The sequence below is a fragment of the Streptomyces boncukensis genome, assembly GCF_011045075.1.
Taxonomy (GTDB): Bacteria; Actinomycetota; Actinomycetes; order Streptomycetales; family Streptomycetaceae; genus Streptomyces; species Streptomyces boncukensis.
In genome coordinates, this window is the sequence record NZ_JAAKZZ010000090.1 from 1 (window position 1) to 19,921 (window position 19,921).

Sequence of the window (19,921 nt, forward strand, 5' to 3'; positions counted from 1 at the left end):
AGTGCGGTCAGGAGAGTGTCCAGATCGGTGTTCACAGCACGCCCCACGGGTCGAGCCAGTGTTCTCAGCACCAATCCTGGGCACTCTTCGCCGTTCCAGACAGAGCGAAAGCACATCAATCATCTAGAGGCTGGGCTGGCGGGCGCAGCCCCGATGCCGGGTACGCGCGATCCGTCGGACGCGGCCCGGCTCACGCGGCGACGGCGGGCCCTCAGGACGCCTCAGAGCGCCTCAGAGCGCCTCAGGGCCCCTCAGGGCGCTCGTCGTCGCCGACGTCGCCGAATGCCTCGGCCAGCGCCTGCGGGGTGTCCGGCGCGCCCTCGGACTCGGCCTCGCCCACGATGTCCGTCCACACCACCCGCTCCGCCGGGCCGTCCCCCACCAGGTCGCGCTGCCGGGCGTTGCGCGCTTCGGCTTCGGCGGCGAGTGCGAGCGCGGCCCGGTTGAACCGCGCGCGGGACGGGGGCTCGGCGGGGCCGAGGAGGTGGGTCTTCAGCTCGCGGCGGGCGGCCGCGAAGTGGTCCCGTTCGGGGTGCCGCACGGTCGCCAGCAGCGCGGGGACGTCCGCGGCGCCGGGTGTGAGGAGGGTGGCCGCACGCACGGTGGGGAAGGCCGCCCGGTACGCCTCCTCGCTCATCCCCGAGGTGTTGGCGACGGCGTACGGCTTCTCGCTCACCAGGAAGTCGGAGACGACTGAGGAGACGTCGGAGATCAGCAGGTCCGCCTGGTTGAAGCAGGAGTGGACACCGGGCCGGCTGCCGGTGACGACCTGGTGCGCGTACGGCGGGAGCGCGGCCCAGTACGCCGCCTCCCACCGCTCCGTGGCCGCCGCGACGCGGTCGGCGCGCCCGGGTTCGGGACGGGACTGCACCCGCATCCGCTCCACTTCGTCGGCGCTCGCCCGGACGGCCTGGGCGGTCAGCCGGTCCAGCTGAGCCGTCGCCCGCTCCAGCGCCCGCACCGCCTCCGGGGCGGGTCCGGGGCCCGCACGCCGCGCGTTGGCCTGGGCGATCAGCGTCTGGAGGCGTCGGTCGGCGTCGCCGGCGCGCGGGTCGACGGTTCCCGTCATGGGGTGCGGTTTGTAGAGCAGCCGGACCCTGTCGTCGGCCAGCAGCGCCCTGACGATCTCTTCACCGGCGAGGACGAGCGAGGTGTTGCCCGGATCGGTGGTCCAGCCCTCCCAGGTGGGGGCGTACAGAACGGTCAGGCGCCCGTCCTCGCGCGGGGTGCCCGGTGCGGGGCGGATGCCGGCCAGTTGGGGGCGGCCCACCTCGACGACGTCCTTGTCCTCCACCCCGATGTCCGCCAGCCGGTAGCGTTCACGGGCCGCCGCCCCGGCCACCCACACCTGGTCGTACGCCCTGGCGTAGGGGTTGCAGGAGGACAGCTTGTCGCTCTCCCCGTGGTTGATGAAGGCGTGCTTGATGCTGGGGATGCGCAGCACCTGCGAGGTCTTGCCGGAGTTCGAGGGGTGCAGCAGGACGCGCAGGGTGGAGTGCTCCAGGCGCATCAGGTGCGCGACTCTCGGCAGGCACACCACGGGGACGTCCGTGGTGTCCAGCCTGCGCACCATGAAGCGCTCGCGCAGCACGACCAGCGGGCGGCCGTCCAGTGCCGCGAGGGTGGTCAGCCACATGTTCACCTGGTACGCGGACGAGGTGCCGCCGGAGAAGTAGAGCCCGATGGTCGGGCGGTAGTCCGCCAGCCAGCCGTCCAGCCAGTCGAGTGCCCGCTCCTCGTCCACCACGCGCCGTCCCGGCAGCAGCCAGGCGCTCAGACGGGCCGTGCCGGCCAGCAGGACGGCACAGCACAGGCTCGCGGCGAGGGCCGCGCCCTGTGCGCTCTCCGTGGCCGCCGAGACGGTCATGCCCGCCGTCGTCAGCAGGCCGGCCGCGGCCAGGCGCTGCGTCCCCTGCCGGGCGAACAGCCGGGGCGGCGCGGGTGTCAGGCCGAGCCCGGACCCGTCGATGTTCTGGATGACGAACGGCAGTCTGCGCCGCGTCCGTACGGCCGCCGCCACCGCCTGGCACAGGAAGTGCAGCGCCCAGCAGCCGAGGACGGCGCCCAGCAGCCAGGCGCCGGCGGCGTCGGGCCGCAGCGTGTCCAGGCGGACCAGTGCGCCCAGGAAGAGCCCGTCCCGGAGCAGCTGCCGCACCGGTGCGGTCAGCTGGGTGCGGCCCAGCCACCGTGCGACGGGACGCTGGGAGGGGGCCAGCAGGGCGGTGTCGGTCAGCGCGCCGAGGGCGGCGCCGAGGGCCGCCGGCACCGCGCCGGCCAGCAGGACGCCCAGCAGTTGCAGGGCGTAGCCCAGGGCCAGCAGGGCGAGCGCGGTTCCCGTGCGTATGCGTGTCAACGGGCACCTCCCGGCCTACCGAACCTTCACGGTAGGCCGACAGGGGCGGGCGCGCCGTGCCGGGTACGCCCGTACGGGCGTACCCGGCACGGCGCGGCTCACTCAGCGGTTGCTGCGCAGCAGGGTGCGCATGGTCCGCATCGCGACCGACAGGTTCGCCAGGTCGAACGTGTCGGACGCCTGGATCTCGTCCAGTGTGGCCCGCGCCCGCACCAGGATCGCCCGGTTCTTCTCCTCCCACGCCTCGTACCGCTGCTCCGCCGACGCGCTGCCGTTGCCCGCCGCCAGGACGTCCGCGGCGAGCAGCTGGTGCGCGGCGTAGAGGTCCTCGCGGATCGCGGCGCGGGCCATGGACTGCCAGCGGTCGCCCCGCGGCAGCTCGCTCACCCGCTGCTGGAGCTGGGTGATGCCGAGCCGGTCGGCGAGGTCGTAGTAGACCTCGGCGACGTCCAGCAGGTTCTTCCCGGTGCGGTCCGCCACGGCGACCACGTCGAGCGCGGAGAACGCGGCGGCGAAGCCCGCGACGCGCAGCGCGAGGTCGGACGGGACGCCGGCCCCGGCGAGCTGGTCGTAGACCTTCTGGTGCAGCTTCAGGTCGTCGCCCTTGAGGAGCTTGGGCAGCTCCGTCCAGACGGTCTCGACCCGCTCGCTGAACTGCTCGATGGTGTCGGCCAGCAGCAGCGGCTGCGGGCGGTTGTTGAGCAGCCAGCGGGTGCCGCGCTCGACCAGCTGGCGGGCGCGCAGCCGGATGGTGGTGAGCGTGTCGGCGGCCACCCGGTTGTCCAGCGCCTCGGCCTCGTCCCAGATGTCGCCCAGCCGGAAGATGGCGCGGGCGGCCGTGTGGGCGCGGACGATCTCCTCCGTGGAGGCGCCCGACTCCTCCTTCATCCGGTGCAGGACAGTGGAGCCGCCGGTGTTGACGGTGTCGTTGACGAGCACCGTCGTCACGATCTCGCGGCGCAGCGCGTGCGAGTCGATCTGCTGGCTGAACCGTTCGCGCAGCGCCTTGGGGAAGTACGCGTACGCCAGCCGCTGCAGATAGGCGTCGTCCGGCAGCCCGGTGCCGATCAGCTCCTCGGTGACCGTGATCTTGGTGTACGCGAGCATGACCGCCAGTTCGGGCTGGGTGAGGCCCTGTCCGGCCGCGAGCCGCTCGCGGAGCTGCCGGTCGGTGGGCAGGAACTCCAGTCCGCGGTCGAGGCGGCCCTCCTTGGACAGGCGGCGCATCTGGCGCTGGTTGGCCAGCAGCAGGCTGGCCGCCTGGGCTGCGGAGTTGGCGAGCGCGGCGTTCTGCGCGTAGTTGGTGCGCAGGACGAGCTCGCCGACCTCGTCGGTCATCTCGGCCAGCAGCGCGTTGCGCTGCTTGACGGTCATGTCGCCGTTCGCGACGACCGCGTTGAGCAGGATCTTGATGTTCACCTCGTGGTCGGAGGTGTCCACTCCGGCGCTGTTGTCGATCGCGTCGGTGTTGATCCTGCCGCCGCCCCGCGCGTACTCGATCCGGCCCAGCTGGGTGCAGCCGAGGTTGCCGCCCTCGCCGACGACCTTGACGCGCAGGTCCTGGCCGTCCACCCGGATGGCGTCGTTGGCCTTGTCCCCGGCGTCGGCGTTGCTCTCCGTGGACGCCTTGACATAGGTGCCGATGCCGCCGTTCCACAGCAGGTCGACCGGCGCTGTCAGGATGGCCTTCATCAGCTCGGCCGGGGTCATCTTGCTGATGCCCGGCTCGATGCCGAGCGCCGCCCGCACCTGCTGGGTGATCGGCACGGCCTTGGCGCTGCGCGGGTGGATGCCGCCGCCCGCCGAGATCAGCTCCGTGTCGTAGTCCGCCCAGGAGGAGCGCGGCAGGTCGAACAGGCGGCGGCGCTCCGCGTATGACGTGGCCGCGTCCGGGTTCGGGTCCAGGAAGATGTGCCGGTGGTCGAACGCGGCGACCAGCCGGATGTGCTCGGACAGCAGCATGCCGTTGCCGAACACGTCACCCGACATGTCGCCGACGCCGACGGCCGTGAAGTCCTGGGTCTGGGTGTCGTGCCCCAGCTCCCTGAAGTGCCGCTTGACGGACTCCCAGGCGCCCTTGGCTGTAATGCCCATGCCCTTGTGGTCGTATCCGGCCGAGCCGCCGGACGCGAAGGCGTCGCCGAGCCAGAAGCCGTACGACTCCGCCACCTCGTTGGCGATGTCGGAGAAGGTCGCGGTGCCCTTGTCGGCGGCGACGACCAGATAGGTGTCGTCGCCGTCGTGCCGGACCACGCCCTCGGGGTGCACGACCTCGCCGCCGACCAGGTTGTCGGTGATGTCGAGCAGGCCGGAGATGAACGTCCGGTAGCAGGCGATGCCCTCGGCCAGCCAGGCGTCGCGGTCGGCGGCCGGATCGGGCAGCCGCTTGCCGACGAAGCCGCCCTTGGCGCCGACCGGCACGATGACGGTGTTCTTCACCTCCTGCGCCTTGACCAGGCCGAGGACCTCCGTACGGAAGTCCTCGCGCCGGTCCGACCAGCGCAGCCCGCCGCGCGCGACTTTGCCGAACCGCAGATGGACGCCCTCGACGCGCGGCGAGTACACCCAGATCTCGTACTGCGGGCGGGGCGCGGGCAGATCGGGGATCGCCTGCGGGTCCAGCTTCATCGACACGTAGTCGTGCGAACCGCCGCCGCTGCTGGCCTGACCCCGTTCTCTGCCTCCCTCGCCGGCGCTCTGGAAGTAGTTGGTGCGCAGGGTGGCCTTGATGACGGTGAGGAACGAGCGCAGGATGCGGTCCTCGTCCAGGCTCGCCACCTGATCCAGGGCGCCGGTCAGCTCCTCCAGCAGCCCGTCCGTCAGCTCGTACCCGGCGGCGGTGCGGCCCGGGTCGAGGCGGGCCTCGAACAGGTTCACCAGCAGCCGCGTCGTGTGCACGTTCCGGCGGAGGGTGTCCTCCATGTACGCCTGGCTGAACGTCGCGCCCGCCTGCCGCAGATACTTGGCGTACGCGCGCAGCACCATCGCCTGCCGCCAGGTGAGCCCGGCGGAGAGCACCAGCGCGTTCAGCCCGTCGTTCTCCGCGCGGCCATCCCAGACAGCCGAGAACGCCTCCTGGAAGCGCTCCCTGGTCTCCTCGTCCAGGCCCTGCCGCTGGGAGTCGGGCATGCGCAGCCCGAAGTCGTAGATCCAGGCGGAGGAGCGGTCGGCACGGCGCAGCTCGTACGGCCGCTCGTCCACCACCTCCACGCCCATGGCCTGCAGCCCCGGCAGCACGGCGGACAGGGAGACCGGCTGCCCGACTCGGTAGATCTTGAAGCGGCGCTCCCCCGCCGCGGCGCCCACCGGCTCGTACAGGCTCAGTGCGAAGTCCGGGGCGCGCTCCGCCTCGTCCCCGCCCCTCCTGGCCAGCCGTTCGATGTGCTGCAGGTCGGCGACGGCGGCGCGGGGCGGGAAGTCCGCCTTGTAGCCCTCGGGGAACGCGTGCGCGTACTTGTGGGCCAGCTCGGCCGCCTGCTCCTCGCCGCACTCGGCGACCAGCGCCTCGCTGAAGCCGTCCGCCCAGGAGCGGGCCGCCTCGGCGAGCCGCGTCTCGATGCGGTCGGTCTCCGCGTCCGTCAGCTCCACCAGCTCGGCGCCGGGCTTGACCCGGATGACGAAGTGCAGCCGGGAGAGCACCGACTCGGTGTTCCAGGCGGTGTAGTCGACGCTGGTGCCGCCCAGCTCCTCGGTGAGGATGTCGGTGAGGCGCAGCCGCACGCCCGTCGTGTAACGGTCGCGGGGGAGGTAGATCAGCGCGGAGTAGTAGCGACCGTACTCGTCCTGCCGCAGATACAGCCGCAGCCTGCGGCGCTCCTGCAGATACAGCACGGAGGTGACGATGGAGCGGAGCTGGTCGACCGGCGTCTGGAACAGCTCGTCGCGCGGGTAGGTCTCCAGGATCTGCAGCAGGTCGCGGCCCGCGTGGCTGTCGGGCGTGAAGCCCGCCCCGTCCAGCACCTCGGCGACCTTGCGGCGGATCACCGGGACGCGCTTGACCGACTCGGTGTACGCGGCCGACGAGAACAGCCCCAGGAAGCGCCGCTCGCCGATGACGTTGCCGTCCGCGTCGAACTTCTTCACCCCGATGTAGTCGAGGTACGAGGAGCGGTGCACGGTCGCGCGGCTGTTGGCCTTCGTCAGCACCAGCAGCCGGTGCTCGCGCGCCTTCTTCCGCGCGTCGCGCGGGAGGCGGTTGAAGGACGGCGAGACCGGGTGGCCGTCCTCGGCGGAGTGGTACGGGTCGGAGCGCAGGATGCCCAGCCCGGTGCCCGCGACCGGGGTGAGGACCAGCTCCTCGTCGCTGTTGACCTTCTCGACGTCCAGCTCGTACTCGCGGTAGCCGAGGAAGGTGAAGTGGTCGTCGGCGAGCCACTGGAGCAGCTCGCGGGCCTCCTCGACCTCCTGGTCCCGCAGGTCCTCGGCGATCGGCTCGTCGGTCAGCCCCTCGGCGATGCGGATCGCGGCGCCGCGCATCTTCTGCCAGTCCTCGACGGCCTCGCGGACGTCCGACAGCACCCGCAGCAGGTCGCCGTTGATCTGCTTGAGGTCCTCCCGGTCCGTCTCCCGGTCGATCTCGACATGGATCCAGGACTCGACGACCGCGTCATGCGGCAGCGCCTCGCGGGCCGCCCGCGCCTCGGCTGCCGAGGCGGGCTCGTCCCCGTCGGCGAGCACTTCCAGCAGCCGGCCGGTCAGGTCGCGGCGCACCACCATCTGCGGGTGGATCACGACATGGATGCCGCGGCCCTGCCGGGAGAGCTCGTTGGTGACGGAGTCCACCAGGAACGGCATGTCGTCCGTGACGACCTCGACGACGGTGTGCGTGCACGACCAGCCGTTCTCGTCGACGGACGGCGAGTAGGCCCGTACGTTGGCGGTGCCCTGCGGGCGCTCCTGGGCGAGACGGTAGTGGGCGAGGGCGGCACCGAGGATGTCGAATGGGTCACGGTCCGTGAGGTCCTCGGGGGCGGTGTGCAGGTAGTAGCGCTGGAGATACGCGGCGAGCGCGTCGTCCTCAAGCCCCTGGACCGGGTGATGGCCCCCGGCCGGGCTCTGTTCGGCCACCCGAGCGGCCTCTGCCAGCCGCTCGGCCTTTGCTTCATCCAGCTTGGTCTGCATGTCCTCTGACTCCTGTCGCGCGCCGTTGCGTGACGTCGGGATGGGAAGGGCACGGCATCGGGACACGGGTCCGCGCGGATCCGCCGCTGTGCCGCGGGAGACGACCAGCGGCGCCGCGGGCACCGGTGCACCGCGGACGCTGAGCGGAGGGCGACCTGACTGGCGCTCCCCCGGTGAATATCGCGCTGATCACGTAGGTAAGGCTATCGCCCCGCACCCCAGACCCGTCATGGGCCTTATGTGTACAAAACCCGGACCCGGACTTCGCCGGTGTGGCCGACTGCCGAGCGTACGCCGGGGCACGGCGGGCGGGCGGACCCCCAGGGCCCTGGGACCCTAGGACCCCTGGGCCCCCGGGGCCCTAGGCGGTGTCCTGGCCCGCCATGCGGTCGGCCGTCTCGACGGCTGCCCGGAGGCTGTCGACCACCGGGACCCCGGCCTCCTCCAGGCTCGCTCTGCTGTGCGACCCGCCGGTGAACAGCACCGCCCTCGCCCCCGCGTGCGCGGCGGCGAGGGCGTCGTCCACCGCGTCCCCGATGACCACCGTGCGCTCCGGGGCGACCCCGTCCAGCGCCGCCATGTGCCGCACCATCTGTTCCGCCTTGCCCGTCCGGCCCCCGCCGTGCTGCCCGGCGGCGCCGTCCACCCGGGTGAAGCGGTGCGCTATCCCGTGCGCGCGCAGCAGCTCCCGCAGCCTGCCGTGCGGCGCCAGCGAGCAGAGCGACTGGGTGCGTCCCGCCTCCTGCCGTGCCGCGAGCAGCTCCGCCGCGCCGTCCGCCAGCCCCGCGGAGGGGGCGCGCTCCCAGTAGTGCCGATGGAACGTCTCGTCCATCACCGCCCACTCGGCGGAGGCCATCGGCCGCCCCAGCAGCCGCTCGTAGAACTTCGGCACGGGGACGCGGTACAGCTCCCGGTAGCGCTCCAGTGTCACGGAAGGGAGGCCCAGCTCTCCGAACGCGGCGTTCGTCGCCTCCACCACCGCGTGGATGTCATTCAGCAGACATCCGTTCCAGTCCCAGATGATGTGTGCCGCCGCACCGGCCTGCCTGCTCCGCTCGCGCCCCAAGACCATGCGTACGACGGTACGTGCCGGGTCCGACAGCGCGGTACCGGATTTCCGTGCGCTCCGCGGCGCCCGGCTCAGCCCTCTGCGAGCAGGGCGGGGATCTCCTGGGTGGCGTACCACAGCAGCTCGTGGTCATCCGCGCCGTCCACCGTGAACCGGGCGTCCCCGTCGCCCCGCGCGGCGGCGTCCAGCGCCCCGGCCGCGGCCCGTACGTCCGCCTCCGCGTCCTCCGCGTCCACATGCGCCGCCGCGGCCTTCGCCAGGGGCACGGCGCCCGCGATCCGCACCCGGCCGACGGCCTCCTCCACCAGCGTGCCGTCCGGATCCGCCGCGACCTGGCCCCCGGGCACCTCGGCGGCCAGGACCACCCGGCGCGGTACGGCGTCCGGGTCGGCGGCGAGCAGCCGCAGCGAGGCCCGCGCTGCGCGGCCGAGCGCGGCGTACTCCAGCTCCTCGTCCTCGTCCGAGGCGTCCGAGACGTACCACTCCCGCAGCCCCGGGGTGACCGCGTACGCGTCGAGGGGGCCGGGCCCCAGCTCGCCCGCCCGGTGAGCCTGCCGGAGCGCGGAGAGGGTCAGGGGGACATAGACACGCATGGCTGCCGCTTTCGTGTATCGCCTGAGCAGGTGTCACGCCAGCATACGGTCCGGACCCGCGCGCCGCCGCGCTCGCCGGCCGTACGAAGCCGCAGGTAGACGGCGCGCCACGGCAAGGGGCAGCCGCCGACTCCCTCTGATAGGTGAACCGTCCAGCGGCCCCCGGGCCGCTCCCCCACCCCGTTGCGAGCCGTGATCAGCACGGCTAGAACCAGGGGCCAGCCATTCAGTTACCGCCCGGTATAACCCGCCGGGCCCGGCACTCTCCGGGGGACCCTGTCATGACCACGCCCGCGACTCCCGACCGTCCGAGCCACGGCTCCGCACCGCGCGGACGGCCGAAGCGGAGCGGCCCGCCGACCCGGCCTCCGGGCCGGCGGGACTCGCGGCGCCCGGCCGACTCGGCGCTGCGCGCCGCCGCGCACCGCTCGCGCGAGCAGCAGCCGCCGTTCTGGTTCGCCCGCCGGCTGCTGCTGGTGCTGAGCGGGCAGCTCCCCGTGCACGCCCTGCTGTCGCACGCGCGAGGGGCCGCCTACGACCGGCTGGCGCAGCTCGCGCGGCAGGCCCCGCTCCGGCCGGGCGGCACGGACCGTACGACGCCCGCCGTCCTGGAGGCGCGCGGTACGCAGCCGCGGCCCGGCGTCATCGAGGCGTTCGCCCGTATCGCCACGGGCGGCCGCCAGCGGGCGATGGCCTTCCGCCTGGAGTTCGGGCCCCAGGGACGCTGGCAGTGCACGGCCATCGAGCTGGACATGTGCTGATGTCAGGCCGTGCCGACGGATCGTGCGTACCCGGCACCGGGGCTGCGCTCGCCGGCCCTCCGCGAGCACAGCGAGGGGCCGCCCCTTCCAGCGGGCAGCCCCTCGCTCCGTCGCTCCCCCGCTCCGCGCGGGGGGGGGAGCTACTTCTTCTTGCGGCGGCCCTTCTGGGCCTTGCGGCGCTCGGCCCGCGTCATGCCGTCGGCCGCCGAGCGGACGGGGCCGCCGGACTCCTCCGGGCCGACACCCGTCGACATCTCGCCCTCGACGACACCGCCCTCGGCGGTCGGGGCGGAGAAGTGCAGCTTGTCGGGCCGCTGGGGGGCGTCCAGGCCCTTGGCCCGGATCGCGGGCGCCGGTCCGCCGCCGGCGCCGGCACCGGCCGGCACGGCGTCCTTCTCCAGGGAGGGCTGCTCCGCGGCGTCCTGCACCGGCACCTCCTCGACCTGCTGCTCGACCTGGACCTCCAGGTTGAACAGGTAGCCGACGGACTCCTCCTTGATGCCGTCCATCATGGCCTGGAACATGTCATAGCCCTCGCGCTGGTACTCGACCAGGGGGTCCTTCTGGGCCATCGCGCGCAGGCCGATGCCCTCCTGGAGGTAGTCCATCTCGTAGAGGTGCTCGCGCCACTTACGGTCCAGGACGGACAGCACCACACGGCGCTCCAGCTCGCGCATGATGTCGGAGCCGAGCTCCTCCTCGCGGGCGTCGTACTGCTCGTGGATGTCGTCCTTGATGGACTCGATGATGAAGTCGGCCGTGATGCCCTCGCGGTCGCCCGCGGCGTCCTCCAGCTCCTCGACGGCCACCTTGACCGGGTAGAGCTGCTTGAACGCGCCCCACAGCCGCTCCAGGTCCCACTCCTCGGCGAAGCCCTCGACGGTCTCCGCCTGGACGTACGCGTCGATGGTGTCGTCCATGAAGTGCCGCACCTGCTCGTGCAGGTCCTCGCCCTCCAGGACGCGGCGACGCTCGCCGTAGATGACCTCGCGCTGGCGGTTGAGCACCTCGTCGTACTTGAGGACGTTCTTGCGGATCTCGAAGTTCTGCTGCTCCACCTGGGACTGCGCGGAGGCGATCGCACGGGTGACCATCTTGTTCTCGATCGGGACGTCGTCAGGGACGTTCGCCATCGACATCACACGCTCGACCATCTGCGCCTTGAACAGCCGCATCAGATCGTCGCCCAGGGAGAGGTAGAAGCGGGACTCGCCCGGGTCGCCCTGGCGGCCGGAGCGGCCGCGCAGCTGGTTGTCGATCCGGCGGGACTCGTGCCGCTCGGTGCCCAGGACGTAGAGCCCGCCGATCTCCTTGACCTCGTCCACCGCGGCCTTGACCGCCTTCTCGGCCTTCTCCAGCACGTCGGGCAGCGCGGCGGCCCACTCCTCCGGGTGCTCGTTCGGGTCGAGGCCGCGCTCGCGCAGCTCGTTCTCCGCCATGCCCTCGGGGTTGCCGCCGAGCTTGATGTCGGTGCCGCGGCCGGCCATGTTCGTCGCGACGGTGACCGAGCCCTTGCGGCCCGCCTCGGCGACGATCAGGGCCTCGCGCTCGTGGTTCTTCGCGTTGAGGACCTGGTGCTTCACACCGCGCTTGGTGAGCTGCTTGGACAGGTACTCGGACTTCTCGACCGAGGTGGTGCCGACGAGGATCGGCTGCCCCTTCTCGTGCTTCTCCGCGATGTCGTCCACCACCGCGTCGAACTTGGCGACCTCCGTGCGGTAGATGAGGTCCGCCTGGTCGGCGCGGGCGAGCGGGCGGTTGGTGGGGATGGGGACCACGCCGAGCTTGTAGATCTGGTGGAACTCGGCGGCCTCCGTCATCGCCGTACCGGTCATGCCGGACAGGCCGGGCACCTCTTTGCCGTTGTGGTCCTTGCGTGCGTAGAGGCGGAAGAAGTTCTGGAGGGTGATCGTGGCGAGCGTCTGGTTCTCGTCCTTGATCTCCACCCCCTCCTTCGCCTCGATGGCCTGGTGCATGCCCTCGTTGTAGCGGCGGCCGGCGAGGATACGGCCGGTGTGCTCATCGACGATCATGACTTCGCCGTCCATGACGACGTAGTCCTTGTCCTTCTTGTAGAGCTCCTTGGCCTTGATCGCGTTGTTGAGATAGCCGACCAGCGGGGTGTTCACCGACTCGTAGAGGTTGTCGATGCCGAGCCAGTCCTCCACCTTGGTGACGCCCGCCTCGTGGATGCCGACGGTGCGCTTCTTCTCGTCGATCTCGTAGTCGCCCGTCTCGGGCTTCTGGGTGCGCGGGTCGCCCGCCTCGCCCTTCTCCAGGCGCTTCACGAGCTTGGCGAAGTCGCTGTACCACTTGGTGGCCTGGTCGGCGGGGCCGGAGATGATCAGCGGGGTGCGGGCCTCGTCGATGAGGATGGAGTCGACCTCGTCGACGATCGCGAAGTTGTGACCGCGCTGGACGAGTTCGTCCTTCGACCACGCCATGTTGTCACGCAGGTAGTCGAAGCCGAACTCGTTGTTCGTGCCGTAGGTGATGTCGCACGCGTACTGCTCGCGGCGCTCGGCCGGCGTCATGTTCGCGATGATGCAGCCGACGCTCAGCCCGAGGAAGCGGTGCACCCGGCCCATCCACTCGGAGTCGCGCTGCGCCAGATAGTCGTTGACCGTGATGATGTGCACGCCACTGCCCGAAACGGCGTTCAGATACGCGGGGAGGGTGCCGACCAGGGTCTTGCCCTCACCGGTCTTCATCTCGGCCACATAGCCCAGGTGCAGCGCGGCGCCGCCCATCAGCTGCACGTCGTAGTGCCGCTCGCCGAGCACGCGCTTGGCGGCCTCCCGGACCGTGGCAAATGCCTCGGGCATCAGGTCGTCGAGGCTCTCGCCGTCGGCGTACCGCTCCTTGTACTCATCCGTGAGGGCTCGCAGCTCGGCGTCCGACAGGCCGACGAAGTCCTCTTCGATGGAATTCACCTGCCGAGCGATGCGGTCCAGCTTGCGCAGGATCTTCCCTTCACCTGCACGCATGAGCTTGCCGAAGACGGACACTTGGGGTGGCTCCTCGCCGGTCGGGCCTGGCACGGTCTGCACGGTTAGTGCACGGGGTCGGGGCCCTCTCCTCGCCGAGGGCCTTTTACCGCACCGGCCATCGTATGCGAGGGACGACTGCCCCTGTACCCCCAACGTGCCGGAGCCCTGGAAGGTGCCGGAGAGGCGAGCGGCACAATCGGAAGTATGGAACCCCTCACACTCCGTACAGAGCGCCTCATACTCCGCCCCTTCGCGGAGCGGGACACGGACGCGGTGGCCGCCGCCTGCGACGATCCCGACACGCTGCGCTGGCTGCCGCTGCCGGAGCCGTACGAGCGCAAGCACGCGCTGGAGTTCGTCACCCGGACGAACCCCGCGGGGTGGGCCGAGGACACGATGTACAACTTCGGGGCCTTCACACATGCGGGCGACCTGGTCGGCTCGATCGGGCTGGTGCGGATCGCGCAGCTGCGCACCGCCGAGCGCCAGGCCGAGCTGGGCTTCTGGACGGCACCCGGGCAGCGCCGCCGCGGGTACACCGTGGAGGCGGGCCGTGCGGTGGTGGACTGGGCGTTCGCCGGACTGGGCGTGGAGCGCCTGGAGTGGGTGGCCCAGGTGGGGAACGAGGGGTCGCTGGCGGTGGCACGGCGGCTCGGCTTCGTGCTGGAGGGCGTGCAGCGGGCGCGGATCGTGCACCGGGGGACGCGGCGCGACGCGTGGATCGCGGCGCTGCTGCCGTCCGACTGGGGGCGGGCGCTGGAGACCCCGTATCTGCCGAGCACGGCGAGAGCGTAGGCCGTGTCCAGGGCGTGTCAGCCGGACCCGCCCTGGACACGCCCTGGACACGGCCTGGAGGCGCGGCGCGGCCCCGCTCCCGGAGGCGAAGGGGACTGTCAGTGGGGGCACCTAGGGTGTGCTGCATGACCACCGCGCACCGCCCCGCACTGACCCTCTCCGCCGACGAGGCCCGCAGGATCGCGCTGCGCGCCCAGGGGCTGCTGGGCGCCCCGGACCGCCGTGCCGGAGCGCGCGGGGTGCTGCTGCGCCTCGGCGCCGTGCAGCTGGACACGATCTCGGTGCTGGCGCGCTCCCACGAGCTGGTGCCGTACGCCCGGCTGGGGCCGGTGGGCCGCGAGGCGGTGGAGTCGGCGTACTGGACGGGATCGCACAGCTTCGAGTACTGGTCGCACGCCGCCTGCGTGCTGCCCGTGGAGGAGTGGCCGCACTTCGCGTTCCGCAGGCGCGCCTTCCGGGCGCGCGGCCACCGCTGGCACCAGATGGCCGACCGGGAGGGCTCCTGCGCCGCCGTGCGCGAGCGGCTCGCGGCCGACGGCCCGCTGACCACGGCCGACCTGGGCGGCGGGCGGAACGGCGGCGAGTGGTGGGACTGGTCCGAGACCAAGATCGCGGTGGAGTGGCTGCTGGACATCGGCGAGGTGGTGGTCACCGAGCGCCGCGGCTGGAAGCGGGTCTACGACCTGGCGGAACGCGCGATCCCCGGCGAGCTGCTCCATGACGACCTCGACGACCACACGTGCATACGCCGCCTGGTGCGGCAGGCGGGCACCGCGCTCGGCGTCGCCACGCGCGCCGACCTCGCGGACTACCACCGGCTGAAGGGCGAGCAGGTGGACGCGGTCCTCGCGGACACGGATCTGGTCCCGGTGGAGGTCGCGGGCTGGCCCCGGTCCGCCTGGGCGGACCCCGCGGCGCTGGAGCAGACCCCCCGCGGACGGCACCGCACCACCCTGCTCTCCCCGTTCGACTCGCTGATCTGGGACCGGGCGCGCACCGAGCGTGTCTTCGGCTTCACACACCGGCTGGAGGCGTACGTCCCGCGGCCCCGGCGCGTGCACGGCTACTTCGCGATGCCCCTGCTGGCGGGCGGCCGGCTGGTGGGCCGGGTGGATCCGGCGCGGGAGGGGACGACGCTGGTCGCACGGCAGCTCTCGGTGCGCGGCCGGAGGGACGTCGAGCCCATGGCGCGGGCGCTGCGCGAGGCGGCGGAGTGGGTCGGCTGCGACGCGGTGCGTGTGGAGCGCTGCGAGCCGGAGGAGCTGCGGGAGGGCCTGGAGACGGAGCTGAAGGCGGCCTTCGGCTGAGCTGCCGGTGGAGGGCCTGCCAGGGGGCGGCACAGATGCCCGCCGTCAGCCGCGCGCTCCTGACGGCGCGGCTCGCGGCGCACCGGTCTCGCGGTCTCGCGGGCCGAGGGCGCCCCGCAGGGGGCCGCTCATCTGATCTCCAGGATCTTCTCCCGCATCGCATAGACCACGGCCTCCATCCGGGAGTGGAGCTGCAGCTTCTCCAGGATGTTGCGCACATGGTTCTTGACCGTGTTCTCGCTGATGAACAGCTCCTTGGCGATATCCCGGTTGTTCATACCGGTGGCGACGAGCTTCAGCACCTCCAGCTCCCGGTCGGTGAGCCTGGGCGCGGGCACGAGCTTGCTCTCGTCGGTGCGCTGGATCATCGACTTGAACTCGGTGAGCAGCTTGGCCGCCATGGAGGGGCTGATCTGCGACTGGCCGTCCGCGACGGCGCGAATGGCCGTGGACACCTCGTCGGTGGAGATCTCCTTGAGGAGATAGCCCGTGGCCCCGGCCTTGATCGCCTCGTAGAGATCCGCTTCCTCGTCGCTGATCGTCAGCATGATGATCTTGGCGCTGGGCGCCACCTCCTTGATGGACGTGCACGCCTCGATACCGCCGCGCTTGGGCATCCGCACATCCATCAGCACGATGTCGGGCAGCAGGTCGGCGGCCTTGTCCACGGCCTCGGCACCGTCTCCCGCCTCCCCGATGACCTGGATGTCCTCCTCCTGGGCGAGGACGATCTCCAGCCCCCGCCGGAACAGCGCGTGATCGTCCACGACGAGCACCCGGATCGGCTCCTTGCGCGACTCGCGCTCACACAGCTCCTCCGCTTCCGGACGCGGGTGAGCATCGGGCACGGGCATCGCTGGCCCGAAGCTGTCCACCATCGTTCCTCCCCCTGCATCCTATGCAGCGTCAACCGCGCTCCGCAGAAAGGCGGTTGGTGTGAGTCCCGATGTTACTCATGCCCGCGCCCCCGGCAGGGGCTCCGTCCCCGCCGGGGGCGCGTTCATCACGCCGGTGGCTCACAGAGTCGTGTCAGCTCTTGAGGGCGCCACCCGCACCGTGCGGCGGCTCGTCCACGAACGGATCCGGCTCCAGATGGATCACGCCGTAGTCATAGCCGTGCCGCCGGTAGACGACGCTCGGCTGCTTGGTCTCGGAGTCGACGAACAGATAGAAGTCGTGCCCGACCAGCTCCATCTCGTAGAGCGCCTGGTCGAGCGTCATGGGCGCGGCAGCGTGTGTCTTCTCCCGGACCACGAGCGGGCCCTCGCCCTGGATCTCCAGCGGCCCCATCCTGGTGACCACCGGCTGCCTGTCGTCCTCGGTGACGGTTGCCGGCTTGGCGGCCGCGTCGAGTTCTCCGTTGAGCTCCGAGGCCAGATGGGCGGTTGCCGCCGCCACGCTCATCGGGGCGCGGTTGCCGCCGCGGTGCACTCGGCGCTTGTCGTGCTGCTTGCGCAGCCTCGCCTCCAGTTTGCTGGACGCCAGGTCCAGCGCCGCGTACGGATCGGAGGCCGCCGCCTCCGCACGGATGACCGGTCCACGACTACGCAGGGTGATCTCCACCCTGTCGGAACGGTCGGCCTGCCGGGGGTTGTGCTCCTTGCACACCTCGACATCCAGGTTGATCACCTTTCCGTCGAGCTTCTTGATCTTCTCCAGCTTCTCGGCCACGTGCTTGCGGAACCGGTCGGGCACCTCTGTCTTGCGGCCCTTGACGACGATGTCCACGCAGAACTCCGTTCCCGGACGGCTCCACTGTGACGTTCAGAACCGTCCTTGGTGCACTGACGCCGGAGGCCCGGCTCCCTGCCATGGGCACCCCGGCACAAGGTCGGCTTGCGACTCTCACCTCCTTCTCCCCCGAAGGGAAGATCGCCACCCAATCCGAACGTACCTCCACTGGGGGAGAGTCGGCACCCCCTACCGGCACGTACCTCCGTTCGGGGGCTGCTTCTTCCGTACCACCTGCAACGACGCGGGCATCCGTCGAGTTCCGGACGGGCTCTCGGCCCGGACCGCGCCGCCACAGCTCACGCGCCGTCGGCATACGCTCACGCGCCGGAGCGCACCGCGAGCACCGCCGCGCCCGCCGCCCCGCCGAGCGCGCGGGCGGCCTCCGCCAGCGAGGCCCCGGTCGTCATCAGATCGTCCACCAGCACCGTCCTCTCCCGCTCCAGCGTCCGCCGGCCGCCGGGCACCGCCTCCAGCGCACCGCGGAGGTTCGCCGCCCGCTGCTCCGCCGTGAGGCCCGCCTGGTCCGCCACAGCGCGCCGCTGCCGCAGCGCGGACAGCACCCGCGCGGGCACTCCCGCACGGCGCAGCCCGCCCGCCGCCTCAAGGGCGAGCTTCCGCACCGGGTCGTGCCCCCGCCGGGCGACCGCGCGGCGCGCGGACGGCACCGGCACCAGGGTCAGCGGCCCGCCCGCCGGCTCCGGGCACCCGGCCGCCGCCGCCGCTGCGACCGCCCCGGCGAGCGCGGCACCCAGTGGCGCTGCCAGCGGCAGCGCACCGCGCTCCTTGTGAGCCAGCAGCACGGCCCGCACCTCGTCGGCATACGGAAACGCTCCGTAGACCGGAGGCAGCCCGGGTGGCACCCGGGACGGCCGGACCCGCCACGGCACCGCGCCCGACAGCACACCGGCGCACACCTCGCACAAGCGGCGCCGCGTCCGCGACCGCCCGCATCCGGCACACTCCACGGGCAGCACCAGGCCCGCGATCTCCTGCCGGAGCTCCTGCCACAACTCCCGCATGCCTCCACTGTCGCAGCGGGCACCCACCCCCGCCACCCCTGTGGATAACTCCGCGACGCACCCCTGAGCTGCGAAGACAGCCAGCGGTACGCTCATCCGAGCGCCCTGGGCCGACCGGTCACCCCGGGTAGGCCGGCTGGGACCCGTTGTTCGTCAGCGTCTTCCAGTTGGCGTCGGGCGGCAGCCGGACGATGCCGTTCTCGGACTCGGCCAACAGCGGCTTGCTCTCGTCCTCCGAAGCGGCCACGCCCGTCACGTCGTTGATCCCGGGCAGCGTCGGCTCGTCCGTCGCGGAGCCGTCCGTCTCCAGATACAGCAGCTGCTGGACGCTCTTGGACTCCCTGCCCACGACGACGAGCCTGCTGCCGCCCGCCCAGGACGCCGCCACCACGTCCTCCAGCTGCGGCGCCACCGGGCGCAGCTCGTCGACCCTGACCTCCGGCTGCTCCGTCGTACCGCCCCGGTGCACCCGGCCGAGCTGCAGCGACGACTGCCCCTTGGCGCCCTCTACCCGCAGCGCGATCCGCACCCCGTCCGAAGCGATCTTCACGGACGTGATGCGCTGCCCCTTGCGGAGCCCCGGCACCGCGATCTCCTCCGGGTTCTCCTTGCCGCCGCGCAGCCGCAGCAGCCGCGGGTTCCGCGGGTCGCGGTCGGCGACCCACAGGTCACCCAGCCCGTCCCAGCTGGGCACCGACAGCCCGTCCTCCTCGCGCTTGGCCTTGCTGACCAGCATCGGCGACCCGAGCCGGCCGGAGTCGCCCTCCAGCGGAGCGACGTACAGCGAGCGCCGGCCGCGTGTGACGGCCGCGGCCTCCTTCTCCGAGCGGCTCACCGCGACCCCGCCCATCTCCACCTTGCCGGTGCCCAGCGGGCCGCCGACCGGCTCGGGGTCGCTGTACCGCCGTCCCACGGCGGTCACCCGGTGGTCCTTGTCGACGTAGTAGACCCGCCCTGGGCTTCCGTTGAGGCGCCCCGGCTCGTAGTCCCGCGCCTCCTCCTTGGTCTGCGTGCACATGTCGGCACCCTGTGGGCCCCGCAGATTCACCCGGCTGACCTCGGCGGACGCCTGGTCCTGCACGGTGTGCAGCAACTGCGCCGCCATCCGGACGCACGTCTCGTCCCCCGCCCGCGAGCCCTTCGCGTTCAGCCGCACGGTCAGCGCGCCGGAGTCCTCCAGCGTCAGATGCTGCCCCCGCGCGAGCCGCGTGCCGCGTGGGAAGGCGGTCGTGACGACGGGGTCGAGCCAGCTCGTCGGCCCTTCCAGCAGCGCGGTGACAGTGTTGGTGACCGGGTCGATCCTGCGGCGCAGATAGACGGGATCGGCCACCAGGACGTTGCTCCCGTTCGTCACCGACTCCCCGTCCGGGCCCAGCTCGGCGTAGTAATAGGTGTTGATCGGGCGGTAGATGCGCTGAAAGTCCGACTGGCCGAGTACGAGCCCGTCGGGCATCCGGTCGATCCGCCACTCACCGTCCACCCTGGTCAGGTGAAGGATCTGGGCGTACTCCCCGTCGGCCGGCGAGTACGCGTGGTCACGGTCCACCTCCGCCAGGCGGTCCCCTGAGACCCGCACGGCGTAGCTCGCCCCGTCCCCGTCACCCAGCAGCCCCCGGCCCTCCGTCTTGGGAGCCTTCTGCACGCTGGGCCCGGAGGACAGCACGGACGTATGGGCGAACGGGTTCCAGATGCGGGCCATGTCCTTGGTCAGATACTCGCGCGCCGTGGAGAAGTTCGCCTCGTCGCTCGTCGTCGCCTCCAGGAACCCGCGGACGATCTGCTGCGGCGTCTCGCCCTTCTGCGGGCTGACGCCGTAGACCCGCACCTGGGAGTTCGACTGGGAGCGGTGCGAGGAGTTCACCCGGTCGAGGCCGCCGCCGGACGGCATGGAGGCGCAGCCAGCCAGCAGGGCAGTGAGCACGGAGAGCGCCCCCAGCGTGCGCACCCAGCGCACCCGGCGCGCGCGAAGTCCCGGTACGGCACCACCGCGCACACCGTCCCCGCGCACACCGTCCCCGGGCACGCCGTCCCCGGGCACGCCGCCGCGGCTCGCCCGGCGGGGCCCGGCCTCGCCGCCGCGGTCCTGGTGGTCAGCGGCCATCTCCGCTCTCCTCCCCGAATCCGGAGCCGCCCGCCCGGGGCCCCGAGCCGGCAGGCCCCGAGGCCCCGCGCCCGGTCC

General features: G+C 72.0%; 12 protein-coding genes. 3 read left to right on the top strand and 9 right to left on the bottom strand.

The window, feature by feature from the left end; translation table 11 throughout:
* Positions 1–241 precede the first annotated feature (241 nt).
* The 4 genes from G5C65_RS11620 to G5C65_RS11635 form a co-directional block, all read right to left on the bottom strand.
* Positions 242–2,353 (bottom strand): hypothetical protein, encoded by a 2,112-nt coding sequence (locus G5C65_RS11620; protein ID WP_165298688.1) that lies wholly within the window; start codon positions 2,351–2,353, stop codon positions 242–244.
* A gap of 102 nt (positions 2,354–2,455) precedes the next feature.
* Positions 2,456–7,474 (bottom strand): NAD-glutamate dehydrogenase, encoded by a 5,019-nt coding sequence (locus G5C65_RS11625; protein WP_165298689.1) that lies wholly within the window; start codon positions 7,472–7,474, stop codon positions 2,456–2,458.
* A 361-nt stretch (positions 7,475–7,835) separates the two neighbouring features.
* Positions 7,836–8,546 carry an HAD family hydrolase gene (locus tag G5C65_RS11630; RefSeq protein ID WP_165298690.1) on the bottom strand — a complete coding sequence of 237 codons (711 nt, stop codon included), beginning with the start codon at positions 8,544–8,546 and terminating at the stop codon, positions 7,836–7,838.
* 68 nt (positions 8,547–8,614) lie between these two features.
* Positions 8,615–9,136, bottom strand: a complete 522-nt coding sequence (locus tag G5C65_RS11635) for a DUF6912 family protein (RefSeq protein WP_165298691.1) — start codon at positions 9,134–9,136, stop codon at positions 8,615–8,617.
* Positions 9,137–9,417: 281 nt separating this feature from the next.
* Between G5C65_RS11635 and G5C65_RS11640 the strand changes: the two genes are divergently transcribed.
* A complete protein-coding gene (locus G5C65_RS11640; protein WP_206441667.1) occupies positions 9,418–9,897 on the top strand; it encodes an Rv3235 family protein in 480 nt (159 codons plus the stop codon).
* 140 nt (positions 9,898–10,037) lie between these two features.
* Here the strand turns inward: G5C65_RS11640 and secA are convergent, their stop codons facing one another.
* Positions 10,038–12,905 carry a preprotein translocase subunit SecA gene (gene secA / locus G5C65_RS11645; protein ID WP_165298692.1) on the bottom strand — a complete coding sequence of 956 codons (2,868 nt, stop codon included), beginning with the start codon at positions 12,903–12,905 and terminating at the stop codon, positions 10,038–10,040.
* 186 nt (positions 12,906–13,091) lie between these two features.
* On the opposite strand from secA, the gene G5C65_RS11650 reads away from it, so the two are divergent.
* Both G5C65_RS11650 and G5C65_RS11655 read left to right on the top strand, forming a co-directional pair.
* A complete protein-coding gene (locus G5C65_RS11650) occupies positions 13,092–13,682 on the top strand; it encodes a GNAT family N-acetyltransferase (RefSeq protein WP_165298693.1) in 591 nt (196 codons plus the stop codon).
* 125 nt (positions 13,683–13,807) lie between these two features.
* On the top strand, positions 13,808–14,989 hold the full coding sequence (locus G5C65_RS11655) for a winged helix-turn-helix domain-containing protein (RefSeq protein ID WP_206441669.1): 1,182 nt from the start codon (positions 13,808–13,810) through the stop codon (positions 14,987–14,989).
* Positions 14,990–15,117: 128 nt separating this feature from the next.
* Here G5C65_RS11655 and G5C65_RS11660 read toward each other — a convergent pair whose 3' ends face one another.
* The 4 genes from G5C65_RS11660 to G5C65_RS11675 form a co-directional block, all read right to left on the bottom strand.
* Entirely contained in the window at positions 15,118–15,867 is a 750-nt protein-coding gene (locus G5C65_RS11660; protein ID WP_165298694.1) for a response regulator, read from the bottom strand.
* 151 nt (positions 15,868–16,018) lie between these two features.
* On the bottom strand, positions 16,019–16,717 hold the full coding sequence (hpf, locus tag G5C65_RS11665) for a ribosome hibernation-promoting factor, HPF/YfiA family (protein ID WP_165298695.1): 699 nt from the start codon (positions 16,715–16,717) through the stop codon (positions 16,019–16,021).
* 323 nt (positions 16,718–17,040) lie between these two features.
* Positions 17,041–17,742: a ComF family protein gene (locus G5C65_RS11670; RefSeq protein ID WP_165298696.1), complete on the bottom strand. Its 702-nt coding sequence runs from the start codon at positions 17,740–17,742 to the stop codon at positions 17,041–17,043.
* A gap of 118 nt (positions 17,743–17,860) precedes the next feature.
* Positions 17,861–19,843, bottom strand: a complete 1,983-nt coding sequence (locus G5C65_RS11675) for an LpqB family beta-propeller domain-containing protein (protein ID WP_165298697.1) — start codon at positions 19,841–19,843, stop codon at positions 17,861–17,863.
* Positions 19,844–19,921 lie beyond the last annotated feature (78 nt).